The following is a 20694-nucleotide window of genomic DNA, read 5'->3' on the forward strand; positions in this document are numbered from 1 at the left end:
AAATGGCGCGCGGAATCTATCACGCGTTCGCTGCTGTTATTCCTGCAACAGAAGCAGCTGTCGATCCACAAGATTGCGGATCTGATCAGGAGACGCAAGGCCCCCCAATGCCTGTTCAGGCTGCTCAGCGACAGTCCTCAGCAGGGTTCGGTCGGCATCAGTGAGCTGAATCGGCTCCATGTTGCGACCAAGAATTGGATCGGGTTCCCCCCAGAGACAGGGCTGAACCAAACCCCTGGCCAATCCGAGGGCCTCATCACTCCAACGGGCTCGCTCCACCGGTGCAGCAGAAAGAAAGAACTCGAAGTGGCTGATGTCGGGATCCAGCTGTTCCACAAGCTCCCACTGCTGACGTGGTTGCAAGGCCTGGGCTCGCTCCAGCAGCTCACCTTGAAGAAGGCGGGCCGGATCCCAGACCTCCGGATTGGAAAAGCCGGCGAAATGCAGACCCGCCGTTTCGATGAACGCGAAGAGACGCTCGAGGTTGTAACTGGTCTCCTGCGGGTGCAGGTACATGTCCGCAAAATTGGCATCAGGAGCGCAATCAACGGCCCAGCGTTCACGGTGATGACGCGCAAGGCGATTGCTCTCGGGCAGGGTCTCGAACAGCTCCCGGCCAAGACGCAGGCCCTCTTGCCCTGTACCGGCGTTCAGAAGATTCAGAGCTTTCTGCGTCCTGTGGATCTCCCAGCGACCCGCATCGGCATAAAGGAAGAGGTGCAGAAGACCAGACGGTGCCAAGCGATCCGCCAGGGAGCGCAGCCCCGCTTCTGGCTGATCCAGGTGATGCAACACCCCCACCGAGTTGATGTAATCGAAAGATCCTTCGTCGCCGAGATCCAAAAGGCTGCGTTGCTCCTGACGCAACGCGTTCACCTTCTGAGCCGCTCCAGAGCGCTCACAGCGTTCCCGTGCCACCGCCAGGGCCCCATCACTGATATCCACCCCGAGCACATCCGCACCCGGGTTGAGATGACAGAGGTAATCGGTGCTGACCCCGGTGCCGCAGCCGGCATCGAGGATCCGCGGCTGCTCCGTTCCAGAGGGAATACGCCCATGCACTGCTGCCAGCACACTGCGGTGACACCAACGCCAGTTGTATCCCGGAGGTGGTCCGTCCTGCAGCGGATCCCCCGGAAAGGGGAAGCGGTCATAGAACGCACTCACCACAGGAGTCGCAGCATCACTGGGCTTGGGGTGGGTCATGCAGCGAAGATTCGGCGCCTGCGAGCTTTTCACGCCAGACCCATCAATCCACTACGGCTCCACAAAGCCTGCAAACATTTGTTCATGGGGCCGCGGAGCGCCATCCCGGCAGCCGTAACGTGTCGCGATCCGGCTTGCTTTCGTCGATGACAGTGACCGCCAGCAGCGGCAGCCCGCGCGTGTCTCCCCAACTGTTCGACACGCTGCCGCTCTCCAGCGTCCGTCAGGCGGAGCAGCAGGACCGTTTCCCAGACAACGGGGAACTCGACAGTCTTGTGACCTTCTTCCGAACCGGTCAGGACCGGATCGAAGCGTCCCGGATCATTGCGGCCAACGCCGAGGCCATCGTGGCCCGCGCCGCCAACAGAATTTTTGTGGGAGGAACGCCCCTCTCCTTCCTTGAAGCGCCACTCACAACGGGCGAAAGCGGACGCCGAACTGGTGGTGAAGGCACGCCGCTAGCGGCGGACCAAGCCGCTTTTGAGCAGTCGGTGCGTACCTTCACCGGCGACAGCGACAGCACCAAGCGTGGAAACTTCCTTAGCCGCCTTCTAGAAGGAGCCGGTGGCGATGCCGACGTACGGGTTGTGCTCCCCACCGGCTTCAACGCCATAAGCGTGGCCAAATACGGCCCGGCCTTCATGCGCAAGTCGGTGCGCGACATGGGTTGGTTCCTCCGCTACGTGGGCTACGCACTGGTGGCTGGAGACCCCAGCATCCTTGCGGTAAACACCCGCGGCCTGCGAGACATCCTTCTGGAGAATTGCTCCCTGGCGGCCACCAACGTGGCCCTTCAGGAGATGCGGGCAGCCTCAGCAGAACTGCTGCGGGATCGTCCTGAAGCCCGTCAGATGACCATCGACTGCTTCAACGTGCTGTTGCAGGAGCTGGCCATCCCCACCCCCAGCACCAAGCAGCGTCAGGGAAGTGCGGTGCAACAAGGCCTGCAGCTGCCAGCGATCTACGCCCTGGCCTCAGAGGGACGCCAGCTGTTTGAGATGCGGCCGGGTCTCTCCGGAGCCGAGAAAGCAGAAATCATTCGTGCCGCCTACCGCCAGGTGTTTGAGCGCGACATCGCCAAGGGCTACTCCCAGACCCCCTGCGCGGACAAAGCCAGTGCCGTCGCCCAGGGGCAGATTTCAATGCGCGAATTCGTTCGCGCCCTCGGCCGCAGCAAGGAATATCGCCAGCAGTTCCACGACGGTTTCGTCAACAGCCGCGTGGTGGAACTGGCTTACCGCCACTTCCTCGGCCGGGGCATCAGCTCCCTCGAGGAATTCCGTAAGTCGTTCGCGATCCTTAGCGACCAGGGCCTTAATGGCCTGGTTGATGTGCTGGTGAATTCCTCGGAATACGCCCAGGCCTTCGGTGAGGAGACCGTTCCCTACCTCCGGGATCTCGGCACTGAAGCCCAGGAAAGCGCCGGTTGGGGCTCCAACCGCAAGCTGTTCAAGTTCAGCGCCCCCTTCGATGGCGCACCGCAGTACGTCACCCTTTACGCCTCCTACCGCCAGCCCTTTGCTGATCAGCACGTCTACGGCGGCGGCAATGATCCGGTGGCGAACCAGTACGGCGCCATCTTCCCGAGCGGAACAGCCTCGTTGGCCACACGGCCGGCGCCCTACGGCTATGACAGCCGTCGCCTACTTGTGAGTAACGGTCTCAACAGCCCCGGACAGCAGAACAGCGCCAGCTTCCGTGGAAGCCGCCCCCGCAAGGTGGGGCCACGGGTGGTTCGACTGCAGCAGATCGCGACCGGAGGAACCGTCAATCCCCGTCGCGGCGGGAACCCCAGCGTTCGCACCACCGAAGCCAGCACCCAAGCCGTGATCAAGGCGGTGTACGTGCAGGTGCTGGGCAACGGCGGCTATGAGGGAGAGCGCATGGGTTCTGCGGAAGCCCGTCTCGAAAACGGCGACATTTCCCTGAAGGATTTCGTGAGAGCGGTAGCCCGCTCTGATGCCTTCCGTCGCCGCTACTGGACTGGCCTCTACATCGTGAAGGCGATCGAAGTGATGCACCGCCGTCTGCTGGGACGGCCCACTTTCGGCCGCTGGGAAATTGATGCCCTGTTCGACACAGCTGCCCGCCAGGGCTTCTATGGCGTGGTTGACGCACTGATCGACAGCCGCGAATACAGCGAAGCCTTCGGATCCGACACAGTCCCCTTCGAGCGATTCATCACCCCAGGCGATGTGAACGCACGTCGTGCTCCCGGCTGGGCTCGTCCGCTCAACCTTGCCGCCGTTGCTGATCTCACCCAGAGCAGCCGCCCAGAAGCGCGGCCAGCGGAAGGTTTCCGCAGCAGTGGCACCATCACACCGCGCAACTTGGTCGACACGCAGCAGGCCTCGCAAGGAACCTGGACGCCCACCAGTGGAGCCAGCGGCGCCGACACCCGTTGGTTGTCGGTGGTGCGCCAGCAAAGCCTGGCCTCGAAGAAAACCGGTTTCCCGATGCGTCGGGCCAGCAGTTCCGAGCCAAGCAAACTCGATGGCCCCACCTGGACTGTCAAGAGCCGCTCCGCCGCAGCCGGGAAGACCCAGGCCCTTTCAACCATGGGGCAAGCATTGGCAAACGCCGATGCGTCTGGATTCCAGCTGCGGGCTGGGCTCCCGGCGATGCTTGAGCTGAAACAGCCCTGCAGTGAATCTGAACTTCGTACCGTTCTCGATGCGACATACCGTCAGCTGCTGAACCGTGTTCCAACGGAAAGCGAGCGCCTGGTCTCCGCCGAGTCACGGCTGCGCAATCAGGACATCGACCTACCCGATTTCATTGCTGAAGTGGCCATGAGCGAGGCCTTCCAAAGCCGGATCGCCTCCATGGCTCCGCTTCGGGCCGCATCCGCGGCAGGCATGGCGCTACTAGGCCGGGCCACTACCCCAGCGGAAACCAGCCGCTTCCTGATCACCCGCGCACAAGCAGGTCAGGGTGCAGCCGTCACCGAACTGTTGGCGGAACGGATCAGCTCAACAGTGCCGCGCATCGAGGGCATGACGACTGCTTCAGGGGTCAGTCAAGCCACCATCCAGCGCACGGCTTCGCTCTACCGCGGCAATGCCGGCCTGAATCCCCCAACGGGCGACGCGATCTGAGCCAAACGGCCATTTTCCTGACAAACAACCGCCCCAATTCACAGCGGTTGTTTGTCATTGGATCCCGGTGAAGTACCGCTTCATCGGGATCGTTTCTTGCGTCTTGGAACCCTCCAATTTGACAACGCAAATCGCAGTCATGGCAACGGCTTTCCTGGCACGACTCAGGCCGTGAAGAACTGTTACCCGGGCAAAAGACCCAGGCCATCGCCAGCGCAGAATGCCTCAGCCGATTCCAACGGAGCGAGGCCACAACGATCCCTGTTGATCGTTGTGAACAAGTCTCACTCCCGACGCTTCGACCCCCTGTCTCAGCCTTTAGTCTGAGACCCGATCCTTCGGGATCACCCCTTATTCACCGGATACCGGTCTCCTACGGGCGGCCGCTTGTTTCGAGGCAGAACTGCATGAGCATCGTCTCCAACTCGATCATCAACGCGGACGCCGAAGCCCGCTACCTCAGCCCTGGCGAACTCGACCAGATCAAAGCCTTCGTAACCGGCGGTCAACGCCGTCTGCGCGTGGCCCAGGTCCTGTGCGAGAGCCGCGAGCGCATCGTCAAGCAGGCTGGTGGTCAGCTGTTCCAAAAGCGTCCCGACGTCATCTCTCCCGGCGGCAATGCCTACGGCGAAGAGATGACTGCCACATGTCTGCGCGACATGGACTACTACCTCCGCCTTGTCACTTACGGCATCGTTGCCGGTGACGTGACTCCGATCGAAGAGATCGGTGTGATCGGCGCGAAAGAGCTCTACCGCTCCCTGGGCACTCCCCTGGAAGCCATGGCAGAAGCCGTGCGCGAGATGAAGATCGTCGCCATGGGCCTTCTCACTGGAGCCGACGCAGAGGAAGCCGGCACCTACTTCGATTACGTGGTTGGCGCCCTCGCCTGAACCGCTCGCTGAACTCCCCTCTCGTCTCCTCACGGATCCATGCAAGACGCCATCACCAACGTCATCAACAAGTCGGACGTCCAGGGCCTCTACCTGGACACGGCTTCGATGAGCAACCTCGAGTCGTATTTCGCCAGTGGTGAACTGCGCGTTCGCGCTGCTGCCACCATCAGCGCCAATGCTTCGGCCATCATCCGTGATGCCGTTGCCAAGGCCCTGCTGTACTCGGACATCACCCGTCCCGGCGGCAACATGTACACCACCCGCCGCTATGCCGCCTGCATCCGCGACCTGGACTACTACCTGCGGTATTCCACCTACGCCATGCTGGCTGGAGACACCTCGATCCTCGACGAGCGTGTCCTGAACGGCCTTAAGGAGACCTACAACTCCCTGGGCGTTCCCATCGGCGCCACCGTTCAGGCCATCCAAGCCATGAAGGAAGTCACCGCCGGACTGGTCGGCCCTGACGCTGGCAAGGAAATGGGTGTCTACTTCGACTACATCTGCTCCGGCCTCGGCAACTGAGCCCCATGCGGTTGTTCAAAGTCACCGCCTGCATCCCCAGCCCTGAAAAGGTTCGGACGCAGCGCGAATTGCAGAACACCTTCTTCACCAAGTGGGTGCCCTACGAGAGCTGGTTCGCTGAACAACAGCGGATTCAAAAGCAGGGCGGTCGCATCATCAAGGTGGAGCTCTGCACCGGGGGTCAGCAGGTCAACGTCGGCAACTGAACTCCGCCCCAAAGTGAATTACAAGCCCGGTTCAACACCGGGCTTTTTTATTGGCCATCAACCTTGGAGGGTCTGCGCCACAAAAGCATCGAGATCCGGAAGAACAGCGGCATTCCCCTCCCCCAACCAGAGCACGTACTCATGGTTGCCGGCAGGCCCGGTGATCGGCGAAGCCACCAAACCCTGGGGCTGCCAACCCGACTCTGCCGCCGCTGCAATCACAGATTTAATGGCATCCCGGTGGGCCGCAGGGTCACGCACCACGCCCCCCTTGCCGACGCGGCTCTTGCCCACCTCAAACTGCGGCTTCACCAGCACAAGTGCATCGGTGTCAGGCCCCCGCAACAACCGGCGCAACGCAGGAAGAATCAGCCGCAGTGAAATGAACGACACATCGGTGACAGCCAAACTGGGCCAGGGGTCGTAGGCCCCGTAGAGATCGTCGGGCTGCAGATGGCGCAGGTTGGTGCGTTCCCGCAGCACCACCCGTTCGTCAGTTCGCAGGCTCCAGGCCGTCTGGCCGTAGCCCACATCAACGCCATAAACACAAGTGGCGCCATGCTGCAGCAGACAATCGGTAAAGCCCCCGGTGGAGATGCCGCCATCCAGGCAGACGCGCCCCTCCACCCGCACAGGGAAGGCCTTCAAGCCCGCCAGCAGTTTTTCGCCCCCTCGAGAGACAAAGCGAGGGGGCTGCTCTACTCGCAGTTCTCGCTCCGGCGTCACCTCCGTTCCGGGCTTATCCAATAGGGTCCCGGCACCATCACGAACCTTGCCAGCACGAATCAATTGCTGCGCCTGTTGGCGTGAACTGACCAATCCACGGGTCAGGAGTTCAAGATCAAGACGCTGTTTGGACGCCATTGCGACATAAAAGCAGACCGATCCCGAAGAAAACCGGCGATCCAGCGGCTGCAGCGTGTTCTGCCTAGAGGATTTTGCCAATTCGCGTCGAGGGACGTGTCCAGCCACCGACCCCAACCCGCCAAGGTGGTGCCGTTGCTGCGGCCGGGCAGCTTTGTGCGGCTTGATAACCAGCCCTCCGACCTACCGCCCTTCCAGGTGCTTCACTGCCGCGGGGGACGTTGCTGGGTTCGCCAGCAATCCTGGGGATCCCATGTTCAGTGGGAAGTTGAGCATGAGCGGTTGAACATTGCTTGAGCGAAGCTGCTGCTCACCAAGTCCTGCAAAGACTCCCAGACAACAATTCTGTTTAATCAGTGTCTTGGCAAGGCAACTATTTCACGGCTCAATGGAGCATTGACGCTGTTTGAGCAAACGTTTGGGTCAAGCGACAGCCCTACAAAGAACTTCGAGACGACGGGGTAGACCAGAGACTCAGAAGTCGGCTCTGGTCCAGCGGCTGCTCCCCTTACCGTGGCAGCTCTGGCCAGCAGAAGCTCGACTGCTCATGGGGCTTGCCGGGTTCTGGAGTGTGGCAGGGCTGGTGGTGCTGGCGTCAGCCAGTTGGTGGGTAGCCCTAAGGGAAATGGGCGACGGCGGCTTTTACCTCAAACGGCAGGCGATCTGGCTGATGGCCAGCTGGAGTCTGCTGGCCATCACAATCTCCACAAGCTTGCGGCGCTGGCTGCGCTGGTCAGGCCCGGGGCTGTGGATGGGCTGCCTTCTGATCGCCGCCACCTTGGTGATGGGCACCACAGTGAACGGCGCCAGCCGCTGGCTGGTGCTGGGGCCACTGCAGATGCAGCCCTCGGAGCTGGTGAAACCCTTTGTGGTGCTGCAGGCCGCCAACCTGTTCGCCCCATGGAACCGAATGAGCCTCGACCAGAAGCTGCTATGGCTTGGCAGCTTCGGCGGGCTGCTGCTGCTGATCCTCAAGCAGCCCAACCTCTCCACTGCAGCCCTAATGGGACTCACCCTCTGGATGGTGGCCCTGGCCGCCGGCCTGCGCTGGCGCAGCCTTCTGGGCACCGCCATGGCGGGATCACTGCTGGGCACCGCCAGCATCCTGATCAATGAATACCAGCGGATCCGGGTGGTGTCGTTTCTGGATCCCTGGAACGACCCGATGGGAGATGGCTATCAGCTCGTGCAGAGCCTGCTGGCGATCGGATCGGGCGGTTGGATGGGGCAGGGCTATGGCCTCTCCACCCAGAAACTCCAATATCTGCCAATCCAGAGCACCGACTTCATCTATGCGGTGTTCGCCGAGGAATTTGGATTTGTGGGCTCGGTGCTGCTGCTGCTGTTCCTGATGCTGGTGGCCTGGGTGGGACTGCGGGTGGCCCTGCGCTGCCGCAGCAACCAGGCACGGCTCGTGGCCATCGGCTGCACCACGATCCTGGTGGGCCAGTCGATCCTGAACATTGCGGTGGCCTCTGGGGCGATGCCCACCACCGGTCTACCGCTGCCCTTGATCAGCTACGGCGGCAACTCGCTGATGTCGAGCCTGGTGATCCTGGGGCTGCTGATCCGCTGTTCGCTGGAATCCACCGGCTTAATCGGGGGGCGATCCAACAAGCGACAACGGTCCGTGCGCCAACGCTGAACCTGGTCTGACGATCGGCTTGCCTGGATAGGCTTTACGCATTCAAGGGCACCTGTGGACCTGCTGCTGCTCTCCGATTTGGCCCAGAGCAGCGAGGTGCTGCTGCAGCGCGCCCTGGCGGATCCAGGTCCACTGACGCTGGCGCTGGTGTTTGGTGGCGGCGCCCTCACCAGCCTGGGGCCGTGTTCCCTGTCATTGCTACCGGTGACACTGGCCTACCTAGCAGGCTTCGAGGATGGCCAACCAGCGTGGCAGCGCAGCCTCGCCTTCTGCGGCGGCATCGTCGGCGCCCTGGTGGTGCTGGGAAGCATCAGCGGACTGCTGGGCCGGATCTACGGCCAAGTGCCGTCACTGATCCCCACATTGGTGGCGATCCTGGCTATTGCGATGGGGCTCAACCTGCTGGGAGTGCTGCGGATTCCACTGCCAAGTGGTCCGGATCCAGAGGAGTGGCGTCAGAAGGTACCGGCCCCGCTGGCGCCGGTTGCGGCAGGACTGGCCTTCGGGCTGGCGGCCTCACCCTGCACCACCCCCGTCTTGGCGGTGCTGCTGGGCTGGATTGCCCAGAGCGGTCGCCCTCTAGCGGGAGTGGCCCTGCTCAGCAGCTTCGGCATCGGCCAAGTTCTGCCCCTGCTGCTGGCGGGCACCTTTGCAGCAGCCATTCCCAAACTGCTAGCCCTGCGGGGCATCAGCCGCTGGGTGCCGCCAGCCAGTGGTGTGGTGCTGCTCACCAGCGGCCTGCTGACCCTGCTGGCCCGCTGGAGCTGATGGGGATGGCGCCACTAAAACGCATGGCCGCCTGGCTCAGCGATCTACGGCTGGCCATCGTGTTGCTGCTGATGATTGCCCTGGCAAGTGCCGTGGGCACGGGCATCCCCCAGGGGGATCCGCCTTCCAACTACATCGATGCCTATGCCGACACCCCCTGGCTGGGGTTGCTTAACGGCGAACAGGTGCTGCAACTGCAGCTCGATCATGTGTATTCCAGCGGCTGGTTTCTGGCCCTGCTGGCCTGGCTGGGGCTCTCCCTGATCCTCTGCAGTTGGCGCCGTCAGTGGCCAGCCCTAATGGCGGCCCGGCGCTGGATCGACTACCGCACCACACGCCAGCTGAGCAAATTGGCCATCGCCGAAAGCCAGCCCTGCCCAGACCCCAGCCAGGGGCTGACGCAGCTTGAGACGGCGCTGCGGGCCAGCGGATGGGAGGTGCAACGCAAGCCACAACGGCTGGCGGCCCGGCGCGGCGCCATCGGCAGGGTGGGGCCCCTACTCGTTCACACCGGCCTGGTGCTGCTGATGATTGGCGCGGCCTGGGGGGGCCTGGCGGGAAACCGCCTTGAGCGCTTCCTGGCCCCCGGCCGCAGCCTCGATCTTCTGGATCGCGATGGCACCAGTCAGCTGACGATCACCCTGGACCGCTTCGCCATTGATCGGGACTCGGCCGGCCGAACGGAACAGTTCCGCTCAGCTCTGAAGCTGCAGGGACCCAACCAAAGCTTGGATGCCGAGATCAGCGTCAATCACCCGCTGCGGCACCGTGGCATCACCATCTATCAGGCAGATTGGTCGCTCGCAACGATCAGCCTGCAGATCGGGCGCAGCCCCGTGCTGGAGCTGCCGTTGCAGACCTATCCAGAGCTGGGTGATCAGATCTGGGGCTTGGTGCTGCCAACCCGCCCGGATGGCACCGAACCAGTATTTCTGAGCCTGGAGAGCGAACAGGGTCCAGCCACGGTGTTTGATGCGGACGGCCAGCAGCTCGCCCGGCTGCGACCGGGTGGACCCCCATCAGAAGTGAAAGGCTTGCCGATGCGAGTGGATGCGGTGCTGCCGGCCAGCGGACTTTTGCTCAAACGGGATCCTGGGGTACCGCTGGTGTACTTGGGCTTCGCAGTGCTGCTGGTGGGCGGTGGATTGAGCCTGGTGGCCACCCGGCAGCTGTGGGCTATCGCCGCCGATGGAACCCTCAGCGTGGGCGGCCTCTGTAACCGCAACCTCGCGGCCTTCGCCACTGAATTGCCTCAGCTATTGGAGCAGGGGGTTGCCGATCAGCAGGGCTGACGGATGCCGTGACTCACCCGCACCACGGTGTGCACATTCCCGCGCGGGTTGAAATCGGCTTCCAGCTGCATCCACACCGGGTCGGTGGCCGCCACCAGATCATCGAGGATGCGATTGGTTACCTCCTCATGGGAGATCGACTGGTCGCGGTAGCTGTTCACATAAAGCTTGATTGCCTTCAGCTCCACCACCCGTGGCCCGGGTTGGTAGATCAGGCGCAGCACCGCGAAATCGGGATAGCCGGAGAAGGGGCATTTGCAAGTGAATTCCGGCAGCTCGATCGACACCTCATAAGGGCGCCCGGGCCGGGGATTGTCGAAGCAGATCAGCTCGGCTTCGGCGATGGCGCGTTCGCCGTAGAGGGGGGTTTGGGTCAAAGGGCTGAAGGGGCCAGTTCTGATCAGCGACCCTAGGAAGTCAAGCTTCGGCAGCGTTCTGTAACAGCGGCCACGCACGGCTCTGAGAACCGCGGCATCCTTAAAACAAGATCAGTACTCCCCCCATGAAAAAGGTCGAAGCAATCATTCGTCCTTTCAAGCTGGAAGACGTCAAGGTGGCGCTGGTGGAAGCCGGCATCATCGGCATGACCGTGAGCGAAGTGAGGGGCTTCGGCCGCCAGAAAGGTCAGGTGGAGCGCTACCGCGGCTCGGAATTCACCGTTGAATTTCTGCAGAAACTGAAGATTGAAGTGGTCGTCGAGGACGACCGGGTCGAAGAGGTGGTCAAGTCGATCGCTGATGCCGCCCGCACCGGTGAAATCGGTGACGGCAAGATCTTCATCAGCCCTGTGGAATCGGTGGTGCGCATCCGCACCGGCGACCGCGACAGCACGGCCCTCTGAGCTCGGAACACCAGAACAGCCCTATCCGCCGCGGCGTTTTCCAAGCCTGAGCGGATCCAGTCGTAGGGCGTGGCCGTCCAGTGCAGGTAAAGCGTTGGGGTCATCGCCCAAGGATGGCGGCGACCCGGAGATGGCACGACGGCACGGAGGCTCACTCAGTCGCGCGGAGGCCGCCCCATAGATTTGTTTGGTTGTTCAACCGAGCGCGCCGGTGATTGAGCGTTACACCCTTCCTGAGATGGGAGCCGTCTGGAGTGAGCAGGCGAAATTCCAGAGCTGGCTTGATGTGGAAATCGCCGCCACCGAAGCCAACTGCCGGCTCGGTCGTGTGCCCCAAGAGGCCCTCGACACCATCAAGGCGAAGGCCAGCTTCGAGGTGGAGCGCATCCTGGAAATTGAAGCCGAGGTGCGCCACGACGTGATCGCCTTCCTCACCAACGTGAATGAGCACGTTGGTGATGCCGGGCGCCACATCCATGTGGGCATGACCAGCAGCGACGTGCTGGACACGGGCGTGGCCCTGCAGCTGAAACGCTCTGTGGCCCTGCTGCGCACCGAACTCGATGCCTTAGCAGACGCTCTGCGCGAACTGGCCCGAGCCCACAAGGGCACCGAAATGATCGGCCGCTCCCATGCCATCCACGGCGAACCGATCACCTTCGGGTTCAAGGTGGCCGGCTGGCTGGCGGAAACCGAGCGCAACCGCATCCGCCTTGAACGGCTTGAGCAGGATGTGGCCGTGGGCCAGGTAAGCGGCGCCATGGGCACCTATGCCAACACCGATCCCCAGGTGGAGGCCATCGCCTGCGAGATCCTCGGGCTCACCCCCGACACCGCCAGTACCCAGGTGATCTCCCGCGATCGCCATGCCGACTACGTGCAGACCCTCGCCCTGGTGGGCGCTTCCCTGGAGCGCTTCTCCACGGAGATCCGCAATCTCCAACGCACCGATGTATTGGAAGTGGAGGAGAACTTTGCCAAGGGCCAGAAGGGCAGCTCTGCCATGCCCCACAAACGCAACCCGATCCGCAGCGAGCGGATCAGCGGTCTGGCCCGGGTGCTGCGCAGCTACACCATTGCTGCTCTTGAGAACGTGGCCCTCTGGCATGAGCGCGACATCAGCCACAGCTCCACTGAGCGAATGATGCTTCCCGATTGCTCGGTGACCCTGCACTTCATGCTGCGGGAGATGACCAGCGTCGTGAAGGGTCTTGGGATCTACCCCGAGAACATGCGCCGCAACATGAATGTGTATGGCGGCGTGGTGTTCAGCCAGCGGGTGCTGCTCGCCCTAGTGGGCACCGGCATGAGCCGAGAAGAGGCCTACCGGGTCGTGCAGCGCAATGCCCACACAGCCTGGAACACCGCCGGCGGTGACTTCCGCGCCAATCTCGAAGCCGATGGTGATGTCACCAGCCGGCTCTCCGCAGCGGAGCTGGCCGACTGCTTCAGCACCGCGGTGCACCAAGAGAACCTGGGCGTGATCTGGGACCGGTTGGGAATTTAATCAGCGACCACCATTCGACGGCATCGGTAGACCCAACAACCGGTAAACCGATGCCGCATCGACGATCGGCTCGAGCGGCAACATGGCATCGCTCATCGTGTCGGTGACCTTCGTAAAGGTGTTGCGGTCCACAACCACCACATCACCGTTGCGCAGCGGCGGGTTGTTGGCACTGCTAAGCACAGCATTGGGGTCGTAACGCAGCTGCTTCACCGTGGTGCGCCCCTGGCGGTCCATACGGATCAAATCAACCCGCTTCACGCTGCCGCGGCGGGTAACGCCTCCAGACGCCAGGATCGCGCGGGACAACGGATCATTAGATCCAATCTGAACCACTCCTGGGGAGAAGACTTCTCCAACAACCTGCACATTGATGGCCGTTGGAGCGAAGTTGGAGGCTGCAGTCGTCAACAGGTCCACATTGACGGGCGATGTTGCCTTGTGCACCCGGATGCTGTCGCCGTCATAGATCAACGGATTGGGTGCAAAACCTCCGTCTTTAAGCACGGTGAGGTAGTCGAAGACGTAGCTCTGGGTGGGCCCACCAGGGGTGGGGGACGACCTCAGCAGTTCCAGGCGGGCCAGATCCCCTGCTGCGGAAATTCCACCAGCTTTCTGAATCACATCAATCATGGTCGGCCAACCGCCACCATCTGCGCCGACGCCTGTCGCATCGCCAGAACTACCAATTGACCCTTGACTGTTGACCGGCAGAGTGAAAACACCGGGGCGCAGGACCTCTCCTGTCACCGTGACCCGGACCGGGCGCTGCTCAACAAGGTCGACATAGACGAGGGGCCGACGCAGGAAGCGGCTGTAGCCGTCGGTGATGCGCTGACGGGCCTCGTCAAGGGTCAAGCCCCACACTTGGATCGTGCCAAGCCGCGGCAAGTTGACGGTGCCATCACTCAGCACCTGAACCTGAGCCTCGTAACCCTCAATCTTGAACACCGAAGTGACGAGCCGGTCCCCGGGCGCCAGGCGGTAGCGGTAGGTCTGCGGCGGCAGGCTGGGCGGGGATGGCAACGGCGGCGGCGCTTGCAGAGGCGTGGTGGATGCCGCCGCCGCAGGCGTCTTCAGCCAGTTGATCCGCTCTTCAGCTTTCAGACCACCGGCCGACAACACAGGAGCCGAGAGCACCACCGCTGCAGCAACAGCTGCGGAAAGACCGGTCCTTGAGGGCACAACCATGGATGGAACTGAGACAGCAGCCAAATGGACGCCAATCTTCCCGCATAATGCGGTCCAGGCATATGGCCCATGACGCAGACCGGACCAACAGCGCAGCATGACGTTCTGCTTCCTCACGGATGGAGTGAAGCCAACAGAGCTGGCAGCCTGTTGTTCCGCCTCGACGGTCTTGAGCTGCATCTGATCCCCGGCTCAAGATTTGAGGAGGTGGCTGATGCGGTTGGAACCCTACGGGAATCCACCTACCGTCAACAGCTCTCCGGCTCGGGCAACACCCGCGACCTAGACGGCCGCGACGAGGCTTACGACCATCTGATTCTTCTGGAACCCAGCAGTGGTGCACTGGCCGGATCCGCACGGTTGCAATTCATTCCCCAGTTCACTTCAGCCGAGGATCTCCCCGGCAGCCAGCAGTCCTACCTGGAGCACGTCTATCCCGGCATTAAAGCGATGCTGGCGGAGCAAACCCCACACGTGGAAATTGGTCGGGTCGCCCTGGCCCCACGCTTTCAGCGTCAACCGCACTCCTTGATGGCCCTGTTCCGCGGAGGACTCCTGATCGCGGCTCGCTCGGGATTCAGCATCTTGCACGGATTGGTCTCTTACAACCACTTCGCCTATAGCGATGCCGTCAACAGGGCCTTCCTCAGTGCATTGATGCGGCCTCCTTACCGCAGAACGAGCCCCGCCTTGCCGTCCCCGCGTCACCCGATCAACAACATCCAGCCGGACGACAACACCCACCCGATCGGCAACGTTCAGGCCCTTGAGGTGGCGATTCGACAGGAGCACAACGACGACTTCCGTCTGCCTGTGCTGTTGCGCCAGTACTTCAACCTGATGGAAGCCAAAGTCTGCGACCTCTCCCTGGCGCGGGATTTCAATCAGATCACAGAAATTCTGATGGCCGCTGACCTCTCACGGCTGCCGAAGGATCGTCTCGCCTTCTTTATCGACGTTGACCACCAACCCGTCTACCAGCAGTTCAGCTGGTACCGGGGCGAGAAGTAAACGAGGTATCACTGGTACTTTAGCTGGATTAAAAGGATGTAGGTGTTGGCCGAGGGAACTCCCAATAAGCAACAGCTGGAGGAGCGCCTTGTCGAAATCCTGCATCGCATTTCCGGCGCCGATCCTGCGACGATCACCCCCGACGCCCGCCTGATGGAAGACATCGGAATCGATTCTCTCGGGTTCTACGAAATTCTGATCGAAGCCGACACCTGCTTTGGCATTCGCATCCAGGAGGAGCAGCTGCTGCAGTTCAAGACTGTGGGTGACATCCAGAGCCATCTGGAATCACTTGACATCGATCTGCCCAGTTCCAAAACCGCTTAACCGTGGCTGTTCGGCAACGTTGCGCCCAGCGGGTTTCAATCGTGGGCTGGGGCTCCATATCCCCTCTTGGCTCTAACGCCTCCTCCACCTGGGAAGGGGTGCTATCGGGCCGTTCCGGCATCAGCGCCCTCAGGTCAGCCTGGAGCGAAGATCTATCGGTGCGCATTGCGGGTTGTGTTCCCGATGCCGCCATCTCATCCCTAGAACCTCTACTGCTGCGGCGCTCCGATCGCTGCGCTCAACTCGGGGTACTGGCCGCCCGGGAAGCCTGGGCCATGGCCTCCGCGGTCACGGGCGGCATTAATCCAGCCCGGGTGGCCGTGGTACTCGGCACCGGCATCGGCGGACTCCACACGATGCATGAACAGCACAACCAGCTGACCGCCGGAGGACCAACGCGGGTCAACCCCCTTACCGTGCCGATGCTGATCCCCGACGCGGCCGCTGGCCAAGTTGCCATCGATCTGGGACTGCATGGGGGTGCACACACCCCTGTCTCGGCCTGCGCATCAGGAGCCGAAGCCATGATGCTGGCCCAAATGCTGCTCAATGATGGGCGTGTCGATCTTGTCTTGGCCGGCGGAACCGAAGCGCCGGTGAACCGGTTGGGCCTCGTGGGCTTCTCTGCCATGCGAGCCCTCTCCTGCCGCAACGATGCCCCTGAGCAGGCTTCCCGGCCGTACGGCAAAGACCGGGACGGGTTCGTGCTCTCGGAGGGAGCCGGAGTTCTGGCGATGATGCGGGAGGAAGACACCCCCAGCGGTGCCGCCCTGGGCTGGCAACTCTCCTGCGGCAGCAGCAGCGACGGACATCACATCGTTGCCCCGGAACCCCAGGGCACCCAGGCCAGCCTGGCAATCGAGGATGCCCTGCGACGGGCCGGGGTGGAACCTGGTGATCTCTGCGCCGTTCAGGCTCACGCCACCGGCACCAGCCTGGGCGACCTTGCCGAAGCAAGGGCATTGCGCCGCAGTTTGGGTGCTGCCGCCGATCACATCCCCGTCTTCGCCCCCAAGGGCCAGCTCGGCCATCTACTGGGAGCCGCTGGAGCTGTAGAGGCGATTCTTGGGGTGCAGGCCTTGCGGCATGGAGCGCTGCCCCACAGCATCAATTCCGACCCCCTCGACCCCGAGGTGGAGCTCGCCGTGACCAACCAGGGACCCGTCGCACTATCGACCTCAGGCTCCGAACGGTTGATGCTCAAGAACGCCTTCGGCTTCGGCGGTCACAACATCAGCCTGGTGCTCTCTGCATCCGGTAGTACCGCTGAACAGCAGCGCTGAATCCCTCACGGTCTCGGGGATCAACGGGAAGGTGGAGGTCGTCCGCACGACCCCGGCGGCAGTGAATCGTGCCCAATGGTGCCGTCAAACGACCCAACAACAGCGGTAGAGGTTTATAGCGCGCACCGACAGCCCCCTCCAATCCGTCGTAACTGAAGAACCACGGCACCACACGGCCGCCATAGTGCTGGGCCAACATCCAGGCACTCGGAGACACCCGCTCCTCGATTGGTGTCACCAGCGAACCGTTGGGGGCAATCATGATTTCGCCGTGGTCACGCAGAAGGGTGGAGGCACTCATCATTCCGGCCAGGCGGGACTGGGGCTGACGGTGATCCAGCACCGCGGAGCCGGCATTGCGCGCGGCGGCGGCGTAACCCGGCAGCACCCAACGCAGGTGCAATTGCGCCGTGGTCAGCCCAGGCATGCGCAAAACTCCCTGGATCACCAGACCATCACAGGGGCTTCGGTGATTAAAGATGTGAACCAGCGGCATGCCAGCCGGTTCCGAGGGTTGGCTGTCATCCACCACCACCTGAATGCCCAGGGCCCGCAAAGCCACGGAGGAAGCCATGGTCATCAAGGCGGCGGCCCAATCAGGTCGCTGAAGCAAGATCGCGGGCAGCTGCAGGCCGTACAGGGTGAAACCCAGACCGGCCCAGCCCAACCGGGCCATCAGCCGCCCCAACAGCAGCACGGGATTGCGAAGCCTGCCGGATGGCTTTATCGGCAGCCTGGGGCTGGGGGGGAGCTGACGGGCTTCCGGACCGATCGGGAAGGTGGTGCGAAAAGGGAAATCCCCATCGAAATTGCCATTCACCTGCGTGGTGAGCACCAGATGGTTGTAGAAGCGATAGAAGAGGGCTCGATCGCTGGGCTGGGGATCGCACCAAAACCCGTCGAGGGGTTTTTGGTCCGTCAGTCCTGCCAGGTTGTAGAAGGTGTCCCCCATCGTCTTAGTGGGAACCGCATGGAACAAGGCCTGCAGCCCGACGGTGCTGTTCACAGTGATCACCCCACGGCAGGTGCGCAGATAGCGGCTGAGGGGGCCGTCGTGGAAGTAATGCACCCGGCCAGTGACGCCGTATTGCTTGGCGAGCAGCAGGATCAACGAGGCGTAGTTGTTGTAGCCCCGATCCCGTGGATGGTGTTTGAAAGCCAGATGGTCGGAGGCGTGAGCATGGCCAGCGAAGGATCGAATCACGTCTTCGATGAAGTCGTGCATGCCCCGGTAAGGCGACCCCATCTGAATCTGGGAATCACTGGAAACCTGCAGAACCGCCAAAAAGAACGAGCAGTGTTCGAGCAACCGCTGCTTCACCGCTTTTTCCTGCCAGCGGTAGAGCCAGTAGCGCCAGGTGCCACGCACTTGGCACCAGAGAAACCCTGGCGAGGGCTGAAGTTTGTGCTCACCCTCGATGATCGGGTAGCGGGTGAAGGCGTGCTGAATGAAGGTCGGTGCCTTCCAGGCCTTGCGCCATCGCCAACCTGGATCCAGCACGATGTTCTGGGGCAGCTGGTCGCAGGGGGGCAGTTCCTGATAAAAAGCCGCTGGCTTGTTGAGGTTGGAGCGGGCATTGACCCGATCCCGCTCAAGAGTCACATAGTTCGGGCGCAGATAACCCAGCTCAAACACCCAGGCCTCAACCCCGAAGTTGCGAGCTTCTTCAATGGCGATTCGGTGGGGAATGATGAAGTCGCCATACATAAAGATGTGGCGAATCCCCCGTTCCTCAATCAGCCGACGAAGGAAGGGACGCCAGGAGTCCATCCCCTTGCTGTACGGCACACAAACTTCGGCAGGGAAGCCAAATTCCCGCAGGGGGAACGCCACCTTGGTGACCGGGATGCCACAACCCTGCAGGTAGCGGCTGAAACGAGCGAAGAACAGACCGATGGGGCCCATCAAAAGCAGCACCGGCCCCTCGATTCGTACCTGTACGAGAGCTGGCGCCCGTCCCCTGCCCAAACTGCGATCCGCCCATGAATGAACAAAATCCTGGCACGGCTCAACGGCGGCGAAGCCGTCCCCAGTGGCGGAACAGGGCCTGCACAAGCGTGCGGCGCTGTGGAGGAGCGGCACGCCAAGCCACCAGCTCGTCGATGGCCTGCTCAGCGGTGATGAACCAGCCGCTATCGCGGCTGACGTAACGGGGATAGTCGATCAGGGCGGCATGGACCAGCTCATCCAGCGACAGCTGCCGCTGACGACGGTCGCAACGCTCGCGGTCGTGGGTCAGGCCCCAGCCGGCATAGAACGGCAGGCCCCAGCAATGCACCTCAATGCCACGCAACAACGCCTCAAACCCTGCCAGGGATGTGAGCACGTGCAGGGCATCGATCTGGGTAAACAGCTGCTGGATCGACCCTTGCGGCAGCACTTCATCGCAGAGCTGAGCGGCGGCGTCCTCGCCGGCGCCGGCACGGCAGAGACCTGCCACAACATCAGGATGCGGTTTGTACACCAGGTAGGCCTCAGGCTCCGCCGCCCGCACCGCTTCCAACAATGCCCTGTTGGTTCGCAGGCCAGGGGCGCCATAGCGGATCGAGGCATCGCTTTCCACCTGACCGATCACCATCACCACCCGGCGCTGTCCAGCAGGACGAATCCAAGCTTCCGCCTGGAGGTTGTATTTGGTGATCGCCTCTTGCACCAACCGCTGACGCAACGCCGCTGCCCTCTGGCATTGAGCCGACGTCCACTGCTGCGTCCCCAGGAGCGTTTCCAGATCGCTGGGCCTGGTGGCGTCGTAATAGACGCCCTGCTGATCCACCACCCAGGACACCGGATCCACCAGATCAGCCCCGAGTCCGACCGAACGCAGGAAACCGTCCTCCACCTGCAGCACCGGCAGTTGCCGGCGCGCCGCGGCCTCAATCAGACGCGGTTTGGCGCGGCGCCCCCAAACCACCACAGCATCAGCACCTCGCGGAATCCACTGCCATGGGGCGCGAAACCGCAGCTGACTGCCCGCTAAAAAGCGGCGCAGATTGCGCTGTTTCCAGGGGGTAAAGCCGAAGGCCACACACCTCCGGGGCTGTTGCGCCTGAAGGCGCCGCTGCAAGCCGATCGCATCCATCAAGACTTCAATGCTGCAGGCCTGATGCCGGTGGGGGTCGATGCAGCGGCAGGCCCCGACAAGGGCGGCATGCACCAAAGCCTCGAGGCTGGCGCCCTGGCGTCGCCGAATCGGGGCCTCGCATTGGTCGTGGGTCAGCCCCCAGCCGCCATAGAACGGCATCCCGAAACAGTGCACCGGGCGGCCCCAAAGCAAAGCTTCAAAACCCATCTGGGACGTGACCACATACACCGCCCGGGCCCGCTCAAGCAGCCGAGCCGGATGGCAGCCGTCCGCACTGAAGCGAACGCGGGGGTGATCCAGGTTTTTCGCGCTGAAATGGCCCCTGGCCCGGCCAGAGATCACATCCGGATGCACCTTCAGCACCACCGTGCACTCGGGATGGTCTTCCAAGGCAGCCTGAAGCATCCGCTGAAAACAGCTGGCATCGGCCAAGCCAAGCGCGATCGATCGATCCCCAGCGGATTGATCCACCACCAGCACGTAGGGCTCCTGCGGTGCCTCCGCCTCCAGCGGGGGGTTCACTTTGCTAAGCCGCTGATCGCACCAGAGCCTTTGCAACGCGCGAGCCCTGTTGGCCTGAGCCGCTGTGATCGGCGCTGCGATCAGCTGCTCCATCCGGCTGGGGACCGTTGCATCGAAATGCACCCCCAGCTCATCCACCAACAAAGCAAGCGGTGGATGCTCCCTGCCCTTAACCAACGAGCGCAGCAGACCGTCCTCGAGATGCCACACCGGCAGATCCCACCGTTGAGCTAGGCGCTCCACCCGCAGCGCACTGGGTCGCCTCCCCCACGCCAACAGCACGTCCACATCGCGGCGGCGACCCGGCACCAAACGGTCCGGTGCCAGCAGCTGCGCCAGTGTGCGGTGCGTCAGCATCCCCCGGGTCGGAACCCCGAGCCTCAGAGCAGCAGGCCTGGTCATCGGGTAAGACAGGTCGCACTGAATCCT

19 protein-coding genes are annotated in these 20694 nt (G+C 62.6%); 13 read left to right on the forward strand and 6 right to left on the reverse strand.

From position 1 onward, the window contains the following. Positions 1 to 36: 36 nt before the first annotated feature. Positions 37 to 1206, reverse strand: a complete 1170-nt coding sequence (locus tag Q3Y53_RS08805; RefSeq protein WP_303535343.1) for a class I SAM-dependent methyltransferase — start codon at positions 1204 to 1206, stop codon at positions 37 to 39. Positions 1207 to 1352: 146 nt separating this feature from the next. Here Q3Y53_RS08805 and Q3Y53_RS08810 point away from each other — a divergent pair, with 146 nt between their 5' ends. The 4 genes from Q3Y53_RS08810 (at position 1353) to Q3Y53_RS08825 (ending at position 5931) form a co-directional block, all read left to right on the forward strand. After that, positions 1353 to 4304, forward strand: coding sequence for a phycobilisome rod-core linker polypeptide (locus Q3Y53_RS08810; protein ID WP_303535169.1), 2952 nt, complete (start codon positions 1353 to 1355; stop codon positions 4302 to 4304). Positions 4305 to 4711: 407 nt separating this feature from the next. Then, on the forward strand, positions 4712 to 5197 hold the full coding sequence (locus Q3Y53_RS08815) for an allophycocyanin (RefSeq protein ID WP_114989510.1): 486 nt from the start codon (positions 4712 to 4714) through the stop codon (positions 5195 to 5197). A gap of 39 nt (positions 5198 to 5236) precedes the next feature. Next, the gene (apcB, locus tag Q3Y53_RS08820; RefSeq protein ID WP_028952778.1) at positions 5237 to 5725 is read left to right on the forward strand and encodes an allophycocyanin subunit beta; all 489 of its coding nucleotides are present in this window, start codon (positions 5237 to 5239) and stop codon (positions 5723 to 5725) included. 5 nt (positions 5726 to 5730) lie between these two features. After that, positions 5731 to 5931, forward strand: a complete 201-nt coding sequence (locus Q3Y53_RS08825) for a phycobilisome linker polypeptide (RefSeq protein ID WP_226425142.1) — start codon at positions 5731 to 5733, stop codon at positions 5929 to 5931. Between the two features lie 57 nt (positions 5932 to 5988). Here Q3Y53_RS08825 and Q3Y53_RS08830 read toward each other — a convergent pair whose 3' ends face one another. Beyond that, positions 5989 to 6795, reverse strand: a complete 807-nt coding sequence (locus tag Q3Y53_RS08830; protein WP_303535173.1) for a TlyA family RNA methyltransferase — start codon at positions 6793 to 6795, stop codon at positions 5989 to 5991. Between the two features lie 96 nt (positions 6796 to 6891). Here Q3Y53_RS08830 and Q3Y53_RS08835 point away from each other — a divergent pair, with 96 nt between their 5' ends. The 4 genes from Q3Y53_RS08835 (at position 6892) to Q3Y53_RS08850 (ending at position 10500) form a co-directional block, all read left to right on the forward strand. Beyond that, positions 6892 to 7092 carry a hypothetical protein gene (locus Q3Y53_RS08835; protein ID WP_226425140.1) on the forward strand — a complete coding sequence of 67 codons (201 nt, stop codon included), beginning with the start codon at positions 6892 to 6894 and terminating at the stop codon, positions 7090 to 7092. A gap of 121 nt (positions 7093 to 7213) precedes the next feature. Beyond that, a complete protein-coding gene (locus Q3Y53_RS08840; RefSeq protein WP_303535176.1) occupies positions 7214 to 8440 on the forward strand; it encodes an FtsW/RodA/SpoVE family cell cycle protein in 1227 nt (408 codons plus the stop codon). 54 nt (positions 8441 to 8494) lie between these two features. Next, positions 8495 to 9208, forward strand: coding sequence for a cytochrome c biogenesis CcdA family protein (locus tag Q3Y53_RS08845; RefSeq protein WP_303535178.1), 714 nt, complete (start codon positions 8495 to 8497; stop codon positions 9206 to 9208). A gap of 5 nt (positions 9209 to 9213) precedes the next feature. Continuing rightward, complete coding sequence (locus tag Q3Y53_RS08850) at positions 9214 to 10500, forward strand: cytochrome c biogenesis protein ResB (protein WP_303535181.1); 1287 nt, start codon at positions 9214 to 9216, stop codon at positions 10498 to 10500. Here the strand turns inward: Q3Y53_RS08850 and queF are convergent. After that, positions 10488 to 10877, reverse strand: a complete 390-nt coding sequence (queF, locus tag Q3Y53_RS08855; RefSeq protein ID WP_226425137.1) for a preQ(1) synthase — start codon at positions 10875 to 10877, stop codon at positions 10488 to 10490. The two genes, Q3Y53_RS08850 and queF, sit on opposite strands and share 13 nt — an antisense overlap. Before the next feature lie 125 nt (positions 10878 to 11002). On the opposite strand from queF, the gene Q3Y53_RS08860 reads away from it, so the two are divergent. Together Q3Y53_RS08860 and purB are read left to right on the forward strand one after the other, a co-directional pair. Then, entirely contained in the window at positions 11003 to 11341 is a 339-nt protein-coding gene (locus Q3Y53_RS08860) for a P-II family nitrogen regulator (protein WP_006851285.1), read from the forward strand. 211 nt (positions 11342 to 11552) lie between these two features. Continuing rightward, the gene (purB, locus tag Q3Y53_RS08865) at positions 11553 to 12848 is read left to right on the forward strand and encodes an adenylosuccinate lyase (protein WP_303535184.1); all 1296 of its coding nucleotides are present in this window, start codon (positions 11553 to 11555) and stop codon (positions 12846 to 12848) included. On the opposite strand, the gene Q3Y53_RS08870 is transcribed toward purB, so the two are convergent. Then, a complete protein-coding gene (locus tag Q3Y53_RS08870) occupies positions 12849 to 14039 on the reverse strand; it encodes a polysaccharide biosynthesis/export family protein (RefSeq protein ID WP_303535186.1) in 1191 nt (396 codons plus the stop codon). It abuts the gene before it with no gap. 69 nt (positions 14040 to 14108) lie between these two features. Between Q3Y53_RS08870 and Q3Y53_RS08875 the strand changes: the two genes are divergently transcribed. The 3 genes from Q3Y53_RS08875 to Q3Y53_RS08885 are packed head-to-tail and all read left to right on the forward strand — an operon-like array spanning position 14109 to position 16660. Further along, positions 14109 to 15050 (forward strand): GNAT family N-acyltransferase, encoded by a 942-nt coding sequence (locus tag Q3Y53_RS08875; RefSeq protein WP_303535189.1) that lies wholly within the window; start codon positions 14109 to 14111, stop codon positions 15048 to 15050. Positions 15051 to 15092: 42 nt separating this feature from the next. Continuing rightward, the gene (locus Q3Y53_RS08880; protein WP_226425133.1) at positions 15093 to 15377 is read left to right on the forward strand and encodes an acyl carrier protein; all 285 of its coding nucleotides are present in this window, start codon (positions 15093 to 15095) and stop codon (positions 15375 to 15377) included. A 2-nt stretch (positions 15378 to 15379) separates the two neighbouring features. Then, entirely contained in the window at positions 15380 to 16660 is a 1281-nt protein-coding gene (locus Q3Y53_RS08885; protein WP_226425132.1) for a beta-ketoacyl-[acyl-carrier-protein] synthase family protein, read from the forward strand. Here Q3Y53_RS08885 and Q3Y53_RS08890 read toward each other — a convergent pair. Then, complete coding sequence (locus tag Q3Y53_RS08890) at positions 16611 to 18566, reverse strand: capsular biosynthesis protein (protein WP_303535191.1); 1956 nt, start codon at positions 18564 to 18566, stop codon at positions 16611 to 16613. The two genes, Q3Y53_RS08885 and Q3Y53_RS08890, sit on opposite strands and share 50 nt — an antisense overlap. Before the next feature lie 103 nt (positions 18567 to 18669). Beyond that, positions 18670 to 20667: a capsular polysaccharide biosynthesis protein gene (locus Q3Y53_RS08895; protein ID WP_303535193.1), complete on the reverse strand. Its 1998-nt coding sequence runs from the start codon at positions 20665 to 20667 to the stop codon at positions 18670 to 18672. Between the last annotated feature and the right edge of the window lie 27 nt (positions 20668 to 20694).

Source organism: Synechococcus sp. YX-04-1, from assembly GCF_030546365.1.
In the GTDB taxonomy this organism is placed as follows: Bacteria; Cyanobacteriota; Cyanobacteriia; order PCC-6307; family Cyanobiaceae; genus Parasynechococcus.

What these genes read in the sequence shown, in the direction of transcription:
- Q3Y53_RS08805 (WP_303535343.1), bottom strand. Translation starts at nt 1,206, where the DNA reads ATGACCCACCCCAAGCCCAGTGATGCTGCGACTCCTGTGGTGAGTGCG.
- Q3Y53_RS08810 (WP_303535169.1), top strand. Translation starts at nt 1,353, where the DNA reads ATGACAGTGACCGCCAGCAGCGGCAGCCCGCGCGTGTCTCCCCAACTG.
- Q3Y53_RS08815 (WP_114989510.1), top strand. Translation starts at nt 4,712, where the DNA reads ATGAGCATCGTCTCCAACTCGATCATCAACGCGGACGCCGAAGCCCGC.
- apcB (WP_028952778.1), top strand. Translation starts at nt 5,237, where the DNA reads ATGCAAGACGCCATCACCAACGTCATCAACAAGTCGGACGTCCAGGGC.
- Q3Y53_RS08825 (WP_226425142.1), top strand. Translation starts at nt 5,731, where the DNA reads ATGCGGTTGTTCAAAGTCACCGCCTGCATCCCCAGCCCTGAAAAGGTT.
- Q3Y53_RS08830 (WP_303535173.1), bottom strand. Translation starts at nt 6,795, where the DNA reads ATGGCGTCCAAACAGCGTCTTGATCTTGAACTCCTGACCCGTGGATTG.
- Q3Y53_RS08850 (WP_303535181.1), top strand. Translation starts at nt 9,214, where the DNA reads ATGGCGCCACTAAAACGCATGGCCGCCTGGCTCAGCGATCTACGGCTG.
- Q3Y53_RS08860 (WP_006851285.1), top strand. Translation starts at nt 11,003, where the DNA reads ATGAAAAAGGTCGAAGCAATCATTCGTCCTTTCAAGCTGGAAGACGTC.
- Q3Y53_RS08870 (WP_303535186.1), bottom strand. Translation starts at nt 14,039, where the DNA reads ATGGTTGTGCCCTCAAGGACCGGTCTTTCCGCAGCTGTTGCTGCAGCG.
- Q3Y53_RS08875 (WP_303535189.1), top strand. Translation starts at nt 14,109, where the DNA reads ATGACGCAGACCGGACCAACAGCGCAGCATGACGTTCTGCTTCCTCAC.
- Q3Y53_RS08890 (WP_303535191.1), bottom strand. Translation starts at nt 18,566, where the DNA reads ATGGGCCCCATCGGTCTGTTCTTCGCTCGTTTCAGCCGCTACCTGCAG.
- Q3Y53_RS08895 (WP_303535193.1), bottom strand. Translation starts at nt 20,667, where the DNA reads ATGACCAGGCCTGCTGCTCTGAGGCTCGGGGTTCCGACCCGGGGGATG.